The 12,832-nt window shown below is 61.4% G+C and carries 12 protein-coding genes; 3 read left to right on the forward strand and 9 right to left on the reverse strand.

Annotation, left to right across the window (positions count from 1 at the left end; genetic code table 11):
* Positions 1-10: 10 nt before the first annotated feature.
* Entirely contained in the window at positions 11-1,282 is a 1,272-nt protein-coding gene (locus O987_RS24795; RefSeq protein WP_003050773.1) for an SAM-dependent methyltransferase, read from the reverse strand.
* Between the two features lie 75 nt (positions 1,283-1,357).
* Positions 1,358-1,975: a hypothetical protein gene (locus tag O987_RS24800; RefSeq protein WP_003050771.1), complete on the reverse strand. Its 618-nt coding sequence runs from the start codon at positions 1,973-1,975 to the stop codon at positions 1,358-1,360.
* Between the two features lie 42 nt (positions 1,976-2,017).
* On the opposite strand from O987_RS24800, the gene O987_RS24805 reads away from it, so the two are divergent.
* A complete protein-coding gene (locus O987_RS24805; RefSeq protein WP_043375409.1) occupies positions 2,018-3,199 on the forward strand; it encodes an aminopeptidase in 1,182 nt (393 codons plus the stop codon).
* A gap of 104 nt (positions 3,200-3,303) precedes the next feature.
* Positions 3,304-5,001, forward strand: a complete 1,698-nt coding sequence (locus O987_RS24810) for a phosphoethanolamine transferase (protein ID WP_043375410.1) — start codon at positions 3,304-3,306, stop codon at positions 4,999-5,001.
* A 99-nt stretch (positions 5,002-5,100) separates the two neighbouring features.
* On the opposite strand, the gene O987_RS24815 is transcribed toward O987_RS24810, so the two are convergent.
* Genes O987_RS24815 through O987_RS24835 form a run of 5 tightly spaced genes read right to left on the reverse strand, consistent with a single transcriptional unit; the run spans position 5,101 to position 9,398 of the window.
* On the reverse strand, positions 5,101-5,871 hold the full coding sequence (locus O987_RS24815) for an ABC transporter permease (protein ID WP_003050766.1): 771 nt from the start codon (positions 5,869-5,871) through the stop codon (positions 5,101-5,103).
* Positions 5,872-5,879: 8 nt separating this feature from the next.
* On the reverse strand, positions 5,880-6,728 hold the full coding sequence (locus O987_RS24820; protein ID WP_003050765.1) for an ABC transporter ATP-binding protein: 849 nt from the start codon (positions 6,726-6,728) through the stop codon (positions 5,880-5,882).
* Positions 6,729-6,785: 57 nt separating this feature from the next.
* The gene (locus tag O987_RS24825) at positions 6,786-7,814 is read right to left on the reverse strand and encodes an ABC transporter substrate-binding protein (RefSeq protein ID WP_003050764.1); all 1,029 of its coding nucleotides are present in this window, start codon (positions 7,812-7,814) and stop codon (positions 6,786-6,788) included.
* Positions 7,815-7,867: 53 nt separating this feature from the next.
* A complete protein-coding gene (locus tag O987_RS24830; RefSeq protein ID WP_003050762.1) occupies positions 7,868-8,368 on the reverse strand; it encodes a nucleoside deaminase in 501 nt (166 codons plus the stop codon).
* 13 nt (positions 8,369-8,381) lie between these two features.
* On the reverse strand, positions 8,382-9,398 hold the full coding sequence (locus O987_RS24835; protein WP_003050759.1) for an ABC transporter substrate-binding protein: 1,017 nt from the start codon (positions 9,396-9,398) through the stop codon (positions 8,382-8,384).
* A 474-nt stretch (positions 9,399-9,872) separates the two neighbouring features.
* Between O987_RS24835 and O987_RS24840 the strand changes: the two genes are divergently transcribed.
* On the forward strand, positions 9,873-10,871 hold the full coding sequence (locus O987_RS24840; protein WP_043375414.1) for an isopenicillin N synthase family dioxygenase: 999 nt from the start codon (positions 9,873-9,875) through the stop codon (positions 10,869-10,871).
* A 196-nt stretch (positions 10,872-11,067) separates the two neighbouring features.
* Here O987_RS24840 and O987_RS24845 read toward each other — a convergent pair whose 3' ends face one another.
* Positions 11,068-11,322, reverse strand: a complete 255-nt coding sequence (locus tag O987_RS24845) for an acyl-CoA-binding protein (protein WP_003050754.1) — start codon at positions 11,320-11,322, stop codon at positions 11,068-11,070.
* Between the two features lie 183 nt (positions 11,323-11,505).
* Complete coding sequence (locus O987_RS24850; RefSeq protein ID WP_043375416.1) at positions 11,506-12,711, reverse strand: porin; 1,206 nt, start codon at positions 12,709-12,711, stop codon at positions 11,506-11,508.
* Positions 12,712-12,832 lie beyond the last annotated feature (121 nt).

Below are 12,832 nucleotides of genomic sequence, written 5' to 3' on the forward strand. Positions count from 1 at the left end.
AGCGGTTCCTTCAACGGTAGATGTATTCGCGGTTAAAAGGATAGCCGCTCTGCGCACCGGTCATCGCGCCGCTGCGCAGATCGCCATCGGGTTTGCAGCACAGCATCTGATGCAGCGCAATCCAGCCATGCTCAAACCCCATGGCCGACCCCGCCAGATAGAGGCGGTAGGCCCGCAGCGCCTTGACGGCTTTCTCCTCATCATACTGGGCCTGCAAAAGTGCCTGTGCCTCGCCCAGCCGGGCCTCCAGCGCATCCGACCAGGCCCAGAGCGTGCGCGCATAGTGCGGGCGCAGGTTCTCGGTGTCCACCATCTCCAGCCCGCTGGCAGCCAGGTCATGCAGCACGCGACTGACATGCATGAGCTCGCCACCGGGAAAGATGTAGCGGTTGATGAACTCGCCCATGCCGGCGCCCAGCTCCACATTGCTGACCCCGCCCGCCGTGATGCCATGGACCAGGGCCAGTCCGCCGGGCCTGAGCATGGAGTAAATGGTGTCGAAGTATTCCTGCAGATTGGCGCTGCCCACATGTTCGAACATGCCGACCGAGCCGATCTTGTCGAACGGCTCCACATCACCCATCTGCCGGTAGTCGCGCAGCTCGACCTGAACCTTGCCCTGCAGACCCTTCTCGGCGATCAGGCGTTGCACATGATCGAACTGGTTGCGCGACAGCGTGATGCCATGGGCCTGAACATCGTAATGCTCTGCCGCCCAGAAGATCAGTCCGCCCCATCCGGAGCCGATGTCCCAGAAGCGCTCGCCAGGCTGAAGCTTGAGCTTTTTGCAGATGTGATCGAGCTTGGCTTCCTGCGCCTGGGCCAGACTCATGCCCCGCTCCCTGTAATAGGCACAGGAATAGACGCGGCGCGGATCCAGCCACAGCGCGTAGAAGTCGTCGGAGAGATCGTAGTGAAACTGAATCTGCTCGGCATCGCGCGTCAGCGTGTGCATGGCCAGTGACCTGGCCTTGGAAACCGTCTGTCCCAGCCATGAGGGCGCATGGCTGACCGGATCGCCGCGCAGCAGCCCGGCCGCAGCAGCCATGATGTCGCGGGAGCTGCCCTTGACCTCCACCCACCCCTCGACGATGGCCGAGCCGATCGAGCCGATCTGGCCGTCCAGCAGCGCCGCCAGGGCCTTGGGGGAGCGGAAAATGAGCTGCACCGCACTGTGTTCAGTCCCGATGCGCTCGCCCGATGGAAGTTCTACCGATGCCGTCACAGGAAGTCTTGCTAGCAGCGGCTCCAATGTGCTCAACAGGTTTTTCATGAAAACCATTGTTCACATCGACTATGGCAGGGTCAAGACGGGAAACTTCTCCAAACCCCGAACGGCCCTGGGTCTGACAAGACCTCAGTTGCTGGCCTGCATCAGCTTTTCGTAGGCTTTGAGAGTACCGGGGGCCACGGACTGCAGCACCTGCTCATAGGCCGTCTTGTGCCGCGCCAGCAAGCGCATGGAGGCAACGGTGCGGCTGCGGCAGAACCAGTGGCAAGTGTGTTGCATCAGCATCAGCTCGGCCGTCATGGTGAAGGCACGGCGCTTGCGCTCTTCCTCGTCGGCCGCATCACCCACACGTGCAGCCGCCAGCGCCTTGGCATGCAGCTTCATGGCCTCGCGCACATCCATGGTGGCCGAGGGCAGAACGCGGGTCATATAGGGCAGCGCCAGCGGCAGGGTGCTGGCACGTGTCTGCTCGGCCGGCAAGGTGGCGAATTCTTCCGCAAAGCGCTGAAACTGGCTCACCAAGCTGCTCTCGGTATTGGCCAGCACGGGCCAGATCTGTTCACGTCGCTGGGCATCCTTCTCGCCGATGACACGCAGATACCCTTCCATCAGATTGGCCATGAGCTTCTCGATCTGAAAACGTGCCAGATGCTGGGCCAGAAGCTGGGTGTGCTGGCGCTGCTCCTGCTTCTTGAGCACGTAGAGCACGGTGGTGACAATGATGGCGAGCGTTAGAAAATCCATGAAGCGAAACCAGACAGGCGGACAAGCGCAATGAGAAAAAGGATGAGTGTAGTCAGCCTGAGGGCTTTGCTGGGAATTAGCATCGCAATTGCAGGCCTGACGGGTTGCAGCAGCGCCGGCTATTACTGGCAGGGCTTCAAGGGCCAGATGCAGATTCTTCAGGCCGCGCGGCCCGTCGAAGACTGGCTGAGCGAGGACAGCACCTCTGCGGCGCTGCGTCAGCGCCTGCAGACCGCACAGCAGATGCGCCGCTTTGCCAGCCAGGAGCTGGCCCTGCCCGACAACGCCAGCTACACCCGCTATGCCCAGCTGCAACGTCCGTTTGCAGTCTGGAACGTGGTGGCAGCCCCGGCCTACAGCCTGGAGATGCACCAGTGGTGCTTTCCCATCACCGGCTGCATTGCCTACAGAGGCTATTTCAGCAAGGAAGGCGCGCAGGCAGAAGCGCTCAGGCTTCAGGCCCGGGGGCTGGAGACCAGCGTCTATGGCGTGCCGGCCTACTCCACGCTTGGCTATCTGAACTGGCTGGGCGGCGACCCCCTGCTCAGCACCTTCACATCCTGGCAGGAAGGCGACTTCGCCGGTCTGCTGTTCCACGAGCTGGCCCACCAGCTGCTGTATGTGAAGAACGACACGGCCTTCAACGAGTCTTTTGCCACCACGGTGGAACGCATGGCCACGCCTTTATGGCTGCAGGGCCATGCCAGCGCCGCCACACAACAACGCTGGCAGCAAGGTCTGCAGCGACGCGAGCACTGGCAGCAGCTGACACGTGAGGCCCGCCAGCGCCTGCAACAGGTCTACGAGACTGAGGGTACCCAGCCGATTGATGCACAATCGCTGCCCGCCATCAAAAGCAAGGTCTTTGAAGAATTTCGCGGCACTTATGCTCAGCTCAGAGCGCAATGGATCGCTACTGACGGGCCCCTGCTGACCAGCCCAGCCCTGCGCGAGCAGTATGAGCGGCGCCTGGCCCAGACCGATGAATGGGTGGCGCAGGCCAATAACGCCAGCTTCGGCGCCCTGGCTGCCTACGATGACTGGGTCCCCGCCATGACCAGCTGGTGGCTGCAGCTGCGCGGCGATGGCCCGGCCACGCGAGAAACCTGGCGCAGCTTCTATGCGCAGATGCGCGATCTGTCGGCCCTGCCTGCTGAAGAACGCAAGCTGCGGCTATGCGCCCAATGGGGAGAAGCGGCGAAAACAGCGACTCAGTGCCAATAAACACTTCAGACTGACATAAAACAATTATTTACAAGGGTTAACCATGTAGGAGGCTTCAGCGCTTTTTAAGAAAGTCCCGCCAGACTTATCCGATACCTTTTTTTTTGCTGTCTGCCGTGGCTACCCAAGACTCTGTTTCTGCACCCTTTTTCAAGAGGCTTATTCAACCTCGCACACCTCAGTTCATCGCTCTGGCATTGGCCATATGGCTGACGCTGACCGCCAACTGGGCCCTGTGGCTGCGCCTGCCCTCTCTGGATGGCTATCAAGGCAGCCCGCTCATGCTGGCCATGCGGGTTGCGCCGCTGGTGCTGGGCGCCAGCCTGTTGCTGACCTCCTTGTTCGCCTGGCCACGCTTTACCAAGCCGTTCTGGGTTGCACTGCTGCTGGTGGCTGCCAGTTCCCAGTACTTCATGGTCAGCTACGGCACCGTGATGGACAAGGGCATGATCCACAACATCCTGCAGACCGATGCCCGCGAAAGCTCAGACCTTTTCAACATCAAGCTGCTGGCAGAGGTGCTGATCATCGCCGTCCTGCCTGCCATCTGGCTGTGGAAAACCCCGCTCAAACGCGCCAGCAGCGCCTGGCGCAACATGCTGCGCACCGCCTTGCTGCTGCTGGGCGGCATCGCCCTGATAGCCGCCTCCCTGGCCGTGTCCTACCGCGATCTGGCCCCGGTGGTACGCAACAATCTTTGGCTGCGCTACATGATCAACCCGATCAACCCCGTGCTGTCCGCAGCCTCGGTGGCACTGGATCCCCTGATCAACAAGCCCAGGCCTTTTGTCAGCATCACGGGCGGCGCTGCCCTGGGTGCCAGCTATGCTGCGGCCCAGAAACCGCCGCTGCTGGTGCTGGTGGTGGGCGAGACGGCGCGCGCCAAGAACTTCAGCCTCAACGGCTATGAGCGCGATACCAACCCCGAGCTGGCCAGGCGCGATGTGCTGAGCTGGCGCAACGCCCGCTCCTGCGGCACCAGCACCCGCGAATCGGTGCCCTGCATGTTCTCCAACCTGGGCCGAGAAGGCTTTTACGCATCCAAGGTCGAGCATGACAACCTTCTCGACGTGCTGCAGGCCGCCGGACTGGCCGTGCTTTGGGTGGACAATCAGGCCGGCTGCAAAGGCGTGTGCAAGCGCATTCCCATGGCCGACACCGCCGACAGTGTGAACACGCCTGCCGGCAAGGCCTTGTGCGCCCAGGATGGCGAGTGCCTGGATGCGCTGCTGCTCGCCGGCCTGGATGAGCGCATCGCCAGACTGGACCCCGCGCGCCGCGCCAAGGGTCTGGTTCTGGTCATGCACCAGATGGGCAGTCATGGCCCCGAGTACTTCAAGCGCTCTACCCCGGACCTCAAGGCCTTCAAGCCCGAATGCGCCACCAATGCCCTGTCCAGCTGCCCACAGCAAAACGTGGTCAATGTCTACGACAACTCCATTCGCTATACCGACCATTTCCTGGCCCAGACCATAGACTGGCTCAAGACTCAGCAAAGCCAGTTTGAAACCGGCATGTTCTACATGTCCGACCACGGCGAGTCGCTGGGCGAACTCGGTGTCTATCTGCATGGCATGCCCTATGCCATGGCACCCGATGATCAGAAACATGTGCCCATGATTGCCTGGCTGGGAACGCTGGGTGCTCGTACCGGCCTGAATCAGAGCTGCCTGAGCAAGACACTGGATCAGCCGCTCTCGCATGACAACCTGTTTCATACGGTCATGGGCCTGATGGACGTCACCTCGCCGACCTACAAACAGCCGCTGGATGCATTTGCCAGTTGCCGCAAGGCCAGCTAGACATTGACTGCCCAGCACAAAAAAGGCCTGCCGGATGGACGATCCGGCAGGCCTTCTTCGTTTCCAGGTGCTGCGCTGGCAGCGATCAGCAGCAGCGCATCACTCGCCCTGAGAACCGCGGCGCGCCCAGCCCGTGGTGTGCTTTTCCAGCAGATTGAACAGCTCGTACATCACCATGGCCATGGCTCCCACCACGATCAACCCTGCAAAGGCCAGACCCATCTGCATGGAAGAGCCGGCGGAGACCAGCAGATAGCCGATACCCTCGTTGGCAGCCGTCATCTCGCTGACTGTCGTGCCGACAAAGGCCAGCGTGATCGCGACCTTGAGCGAGCCGTAGAAATACGGCAGGGAGCGCGGCAGGCCGACCTTGATCAGCACGTCCCAGCGCTTGGCTCCCAGCACGCGCAGCACATCTTCCAGTTCGGGCTCCAGCGTGGCCAGACCCGTGGCGATATTGACCATGATGGGGAAGAAGCTGATCAGAAAGGCCGTGAGAATGGCCGGGCCTGCGCCGATGCCGAACCAGACCACCAGAATCGGCACGAATGCGGCCTTGGGCAGAGCATTGAATGCCGTCATCAGCGGATAGAACGCCGCATAGGCCAGGCGCGAGGAGCCGATCAGAAACCCCAGCAGCACGCCCACCACGATCGCCAGTGCAAAGCCCGCCATCGTCACCCAATAGGTGCGCCAGGCATGCATGGCAATCGTGCCCGCAAACTCATAGAGCTGATGGCCTATGGCCCAGGGGCTGGGGAAGATGAATTCCGAGACGCCGAAGCCCGAACAGATGATCTGCCAGAGCAGGACGATCAGCAGCAACAGCAGCCAGGGAGCCCAGCGCTCGGCGGTTTTTCTATGTTTCATGATGCGCCTTATTGAGGAATGGCTGCAGCGGTGTCGGTGCCGCTTTTGCGCAGGGCGCCAATATGGCCGCGCAGCTCGTAGACAATGTCCGAGAACTCGGGGGTGTAAGTGACCTCCAGATCGCGCGGGCGCGGCAGGTCGATGTCGCGGCGCACCACGAAGCGGCCCGGGCTTTTGCTCATCACATAGACGGTATCGGCCAGGAACACGCTCTCGCGCAGATCATGCGTGACCAGGATCACATTGAACTTCTGCTCGGCCTGCAGGTCACGCAAAATGCACCACAGCTCCTCGCGCGTGAAGGCGTCGAGCGCACCAAAGGGCTCGTCGAGCAGCAGCATCTGCGGCTCGTGAATCAGGGCGCGGCAGATGCTGGCGCGCTGCTGCATGCCGCCGGACAGCTGCCAGGGGTATTTGCGTTCATAGCCCGCGAGTCCGACCTTGCCCAGCAGCTCTATGGCACGCGCCTCGTATTCCTTGCGCTTTTGCTTGAACTGCGAGCGGTGCGGCTCCACGATCTCCAGCGGCAGCAGCACATTGTCCAGCGTGGTGCGCCAGGGCAGCAGCGAAGAGGACTGGAAAGCCATGCCCGAGATCTTGAGCGGCCCTGTGACACGCTGGCCATCGACCGTGATGCGCCCCATGGACGGCATCTTCAGGCCAGTGGTGAGCTTCATGAAAGTGGACTTGCCACAGCCCGAAGGACCGACGATGGCGATGAACTCGCCGCGCTGCACCGTGAGGTCGATGGCTTCCACCGCAAAGTGGTTGGCCTGCAGCAGCTCTTCGTTATAGGCCAGCCAGACGTCTTTGAATTCGACAAATGGCCGGGCAGCTTCTGTATCTGATGACTTCATAAAAGCAGGCTGTAGCGCCTGTCACACAAGCGCATCCAGCTATCAATCAATGAGCAATTACTTCTTGGGAAAAACGTCGAGTTCCGCTACGGGCGGCAGAAAGCGGCCGTTCCAGAGCGTCTCGGGGTTCACGCGTGTCTTGGTCGCATAGACGTCCGAGATCTGGGAAGCCATCAGCGCCATGCGTGTGGGGCTGACCTGGCCAAAGCCCTCGCCGCGCGCATCGGCGGTGTTGATCACGGTGTCGATCGCGAGTTGCAGACGGCGGGTTTCGAGCGCCGTGTTGACGATGCCGTCGCGCTCCTTCACATAGGCAATGGCGGCACCGGGGTTGGCCATGACTTCCTTTGCGCCCTTGCTGAAGGCCTTGAGGAAGGCACGCACGGCTTCGGGGTTCTCGCGCACCAGCTTGGCGCTGGCGATGATGGCGTTGCCATAGAGCTTGACGCCGTTGTCCGCAAACGGCATGACCACCACATCGGCCGCCTTCACGCCACGCGCCTCCAGGTTCAGCAGCGAAGTAAAGGTAAAGCCCGTGATGGCATCGATATCGCCGCGCACCAGCATGGTCTCGCGCAGCGGCGGATCCATGGTGGTCCATTGCACATCGCCGACCTTGTTGGCCTTGGCAAACAGCGGGAAACCGCGCCGACCCGCATCAAACACCGGTGCGCCGAGCTTTTTGCCGGTCAAGTCTGCAGGCTTGGCAATGGCGCTCTTCCTGAGGGCCATGACCGAAGCCGGCGTGTTGTTGTAGACCATCATCACGGCCACTGGCTTGTCTTTGACATCGGGGTTGTTGGCATGAAACTCCATGAGTGCGGCCAGATCGGCAAAACCCATGTCGTAAGAGCCCGATGCCACGCGCTGAATCGCGCCACCGGAGCCGCTGCCGGCGTCCACCGTCACATTCAGGCCCGCTGCCTGAAAATAGCCTTTGGCGGCGGGCTGCAGAAACAGCGCGGCAGGTCCTTCGAAACGCCAGTCCAGCTGGAATTTGATGGGCGTGGCGGCAAAGGCCGCCGTGGCGCTGGCAAAGCTGCCCAGGGCCAGAACGGATTGCAGGAACAGGCGCTTGGTTTGCATGGTGGCTTCCCTCTCTCTATGTCAATGAATTGCGTTTGAATGCGTGCCGGGGCTCAGACCTTCCAGGCGCCCTGGTGCGAACTGCTGGCCTCTTCGATCAAGGCCGGCCCGATGCATTCGATGGCGTGCGAAGCGGCCTGAAACACATCGCGGCAGGACAGCTCTGCATCCTTCTGATCGAGCCGCTCGCCACGGAACACGCGCAGCCGCTCGGCATCAATGCCATAGACCACCCGGCCGATGGCGGACCAGAAGATCGCGCCGGCGCACATCACACAGGGCTCGGCGGACGAGTACAGCGTGGCGACGGCCAGCTCATTTCGTGAATGCAAGGGGCTGGCCAGGCGGATGGCGGACAGCTCGGCATGGGCCGTGCAATCGCCGCTCTCACCGTTGGCATTGCTGGCCTGGGCCAGCACGCGCCCGTCGGCGGCCACGATCAGCGCGCCAAACGGCCGGTTGCCGCGCTCGCGTGCCGTATCCGCGAGCGCAATGGCTTCGCGCAAATAACGGCCATCGGCGTCATTCAGGGCCTGGGCTTGAGGCAATGACATGGTTGGATCCTCCTCAGGCCTTGAGCATGCGCGCCGACCTGGCTGGCAGCATGCTGCTGTTGAACAGTGCGTCGGCAGATGGCGTGGTCTTGAGCGCAAAGGTCTGCACCACGCTGTCCAGCTGCTGCTCCATCAGGCGCTTGCTGAAGTCGCCCAGTCCATGGCTTTTCGTGTCTGCCGCTGCCACATACTGTGCGGTGATGGACCAGCGCTCCAGCTCCAGCTTCTCATCGAGAATCGGCTCGCGCTGGCGCACGGCGGCAATGCCTGCTGCGGGGTTGGCAAGGCATTCCACAATCGCACGGTTGGTGGCGCGCAGGAAAGCGGCCACGACCTGCGGCTTCTCGGCGATCAGCTGGCTGGACGCCAGGATCGCATTGCCATACAGATGAACGCCGGCATCGCTATAGCGCAGTATGGAAAGCTCCTCGGGCTTGAGGCGCGCAAACAGCGATACCGCCGAGTCATGGAAATAGGTGGCGGCATCCACATCGCCACGCACCATGACGTTGTCTCGTGCCGAGAACTCCGTTGTCGACCAGGCAAACAGATCCGCGGGCAGGTTCTTGCGCCGCGCCACCATGGGCCAGGCACGACGCGTGGACTCCACCGCCGCTGCGGCCACCTTCTTGCCCTTGAGACTTCCGAAGTCCGAAGTGATGCCCCTATCCTTGCGTCCGATGATCACAAAGGGGGCGCGGTTGTAGTACTGATAGACAGCCTGCACACGAGGCGTGCCGGCGTTCTGCGCATTGAACTCGATCAGCGAGCTGATGTCACCCAGTCCCAGTTGGTAGGCGCCGCTGGCAATGCGAGTGATGGAGGCCACCGAGCCCGAGCCCACATCCAGGCTCACATCCAGGCCCTCATCGCGGTAATAGCCGTTTTGCTGCGCCAGAAAGAAAGGAGCCGTCTGGCCGTTGACACGGAAATCCAGCGTGAATTTCAGAGGCGTCAGCGACTTGCCCTGGGCATGAACCCAGGGCGCACCGCAAAGAGGCAGGGCAGCAAGAAAATGGCGACGTTGCATGGGGGAACTCTCAGGTCTCTGGCGACAGGAATGCCGGCGGCGGCAGCCACTGGCAGGACTTGAGCAATTTCCTGGCACTGCACACGGATGCAGGCTGAACGCTTCTACTCGTTCAACCTTCTAGCAATTGGCGTGCCTGCTTTTGATTTCCGCTTGCCGGGTATCAACAAGGTGCACGCCCGAGCAGCGCATGCATGGATTCATGCACGGCAGTGCACCAGTTTGAAGCCATGCACCAAAACCAAGAGCGCCTGTGCCCCGGTGAATGGCTGGCACGCTGTTTGCTGCACTCAAATCAAGAGTAGAAGCGTTCAGCACGGTGCTTCTGACCATCGCCGGTCAGCAGCTTCGCGGGTCATTGCTCTTGAAGTGGGTGCGGCACACAGCCGCACCTGGTATCCACACTTCAGGTGCCCGCAACCGCAAGCCTCACTGGCATCGCCTGTGCCTGAAGTCATCGCAAGAGAAATTCGTATGCAGAGCATGACCAACCACTCTTACAGCCTTGGCGAACTGGACAAGGAAGCCCGCATGGGCGGGCAAGGCGCAGAAACCTCGGCGCGCGAAGTGCGCGTCATAGACATCAGCGACTTCGAGCAGCGCAAGCAGGAGATTTCCGAGCAGATCTGGAGCGCTTCGGTAGAAATCGGCTTCTTCCAGGTTTCCGGCCACGGCATAGCCCAGCCCGATATCGACGCCGCATTCGGCAGGGCCGAACAGCTATTTGCACTGCCGCCCGAAACCAAGGCGCAATGGCCGCTATCGCGCAACGCAGGCTGGGAGCACAAGGCGCAGATCCGCCCCTCCACGCGCACCCCCGACCAGAAAGAGTCCTATCAGGTCACACGCCCACGCATGCAGGGCCTGTGGCCCAGTGAGCAAGAACTGCCCGGCTTCCAACAGGCCACGCTGGCCTTTGAGCACCAATGCTGGCAGGTGGGTATGCAGCTGCTGTCCTGCTTTGCCTACAAGCTGGGCTTTGACGAGGAGTTCTTCACCCGCGCACATGACCCCGCCGTGCCCAGCTACCAGAGCACGCTGCGTATGCTGCATTACTTTGCCGTGGACCCTGCACTCAAGGACGAAATCGGCCTGTGGCGTGCAGGCGCACATACGGACTTTGACTGCCTGACGCTGTTGTTCCAGCGCGCCGGCCAGGGTGGGCTGCAGGTGCTGCCCGGCAAAGAGGCCGATGCCCAGCAATGGACGCCCGTGAAGCCCGTGGATGGCGTCATCACCTGCAATATCGGCGACATGCTGATGCGCTGGAGCGACGACCGGCTGCCCAGCAACTTCCACCGCGTGCGCAACCCGCAGCCCCATGAGTACCAGGGAGCCCGCTACAGCCTGGCCTTCTTCTGCCAGGCCAATGAAGATGCGGTGATCGAAGGGCCGGCCAAAAAATATCCGCCCATCACAGGGGCGGAATATTTGCGTCAGCGCATCAGCGCCAATTTCTCGAACAAGTACTGACCCTCCCTGAGCAGCCCTGCCGCTTCCCCCCAAGGAGGACGGCACCTTCGGGATGAGGCGGCCCTTCCTTGGTGCCCCCAGCTTGGCTGGTGCGCCGGTTTCCGGCCTCCGTCTTTGGCACAGTGTGATGTGGCCTGAATTGAAACGACAAGGCCCCGGAACCCGGGGCCTTGTCGGCAATCAGCGCCGGAGCGGATCAGCGCAGCGACTCGATGAGATCGATGTACTGTTGCTTGGCCTCATCGGGTGTCGTGCCTTCCAGCTTGGCCCAGGCATCCCACTTGGCGCGGGCCACCATGTCGGTGAAGCTGGGCTTCTTGGCTTCGTTGTCACCCTCGGTCGCCTGCTTGTACAAGGCATAGATCTTGAGCAAGGTGGCGTTATCGGGACGCTCGCCAAGCGAGGTGGAATTCTTGACGGTCTCTTCAAACCGGGCGTTCAGATCGGACATGAAAGGTCTCCTGGGCTTTGATAATCGAGGCCAGTGTAGCCAAAAATCAGCCAAATTAGAACGACCGTTCTTTTTATTTCACAAAGTACCGCAACGCCGGCAAGCAAGCAGCCCTTTGCGGCACGCGCTCCCTCAGATCCGCCTCTTCGTGATTCTCCTCGCGGTAGCAGCAACGCACTGCCTTCAGAACATCATGCGCAGGCCCGCATCAAAGCCCAATGCGCTGCGCGGCTGCATGCCGGGGCTGTTGCTGTAAGCCGGTTGCGGCATGATGACCGGGCTGCTGACGGCCAGCGGTGTCACACCTATCACCGCAGGATTGTTGTGTCCATTGCTCACGCTGATACGTGACACCGTGGTGTAGAGCGCCGTGCGTTTGGAGAGGTTATGCACATAACCCAAGGCCAGCTTGTTCACCGATGCGTCGCCGGCTCCCTCCCCATCTTTGAATTGCACCCTGGCCACAGACGCCCTGAGCTGATGCAGTCCGACAGGGATTTGCACACCAGCCAGAAGCCCGTCATAGCGGTCTGTGGCCCGCACATCGCTGCGCGCATTGCGCACCTGCGACCACTCGCCCAACACGCGGACCGGACCGAAGTTGTACGAACCTCCCAGGTTCAGGGACTTGATGGTTTCCTTGCGGCCGTTCAAAGTGCCCAGCATGCTTTCGCCATAGCCCAGCGCAATATCGGTGGGGCCACTGGCCCAGCCAATGCGTCCACCGGCATAGCGGCCGCGCCTGGCATCATTTTCCGGGAAGGCGTACATCAGTTGACCATAAATTCCGCCCAGCCCGGTCGGCAGGTGGTAGCCGATGGAGTTGTTGGCGCGCAGATAATTGTCCGTGCCTGCCGACAAACCGTTTCCCAGCAAGCGTTCGGGCAGCGTGCCGCTGGTCTGCGTACGCAGCGCACGGTTGATGGCCAGGTTGCTGCTGACCACCGCCAGCAAGTTGACGCCCACGCCGTTGACGGAATAGGGATCAAAGGCCCAGTCATTCAGAAACGACGGCGTGTGATCACGCCCAAGGCGCAGCTCGCCCCAATTGCCCGCCAGGCTGACGGTGGAGCGTCGCCCAAAGTTCAGCGCGCCGCCGCCCGTGTCGTTGGTCACAGGCGCTTCCAGCCACATGCTGGCAGACATTCCAGCACCCAGATCTTCAACCGCACGAACACCCAGACGGCTGGCCAGATTACCCGAGGGTGACAGCGCCCAGATACCTTGGCTGGCCGTGCGACCGGAGCCATCCCAGGAATTGCTGCGCACCATGTAGCGGCTGACGCCCGCATCCATGACGCCGAACAGCGTCACAGATGACTGAGCGCTGGACAGGCTGCTGACGGACAAGGCAAAAAGACTCCAGAGGTAGCGTGAAATACGTGGCATGTCATGTCTCCTTTTCGTTATGAATTCGCGGTATTGATCCGCAAAATCACTCTAGAAAAGGGCGGCTGCAGTTCTTGTGCAGTTGATGCCATTCATTGCTTATTTGGTGCCATGTTCCCAA

It is taken from the genome of Comamonas testosteroni TK102 (assembly GCF_000739375.1).
Lineage (GTDB): Bacteria > Pseudomonadota > Gammaproteobacteria > Burkholderiales > Burkholderiaceae_C > Comamonas > Comamonas brasiliensis.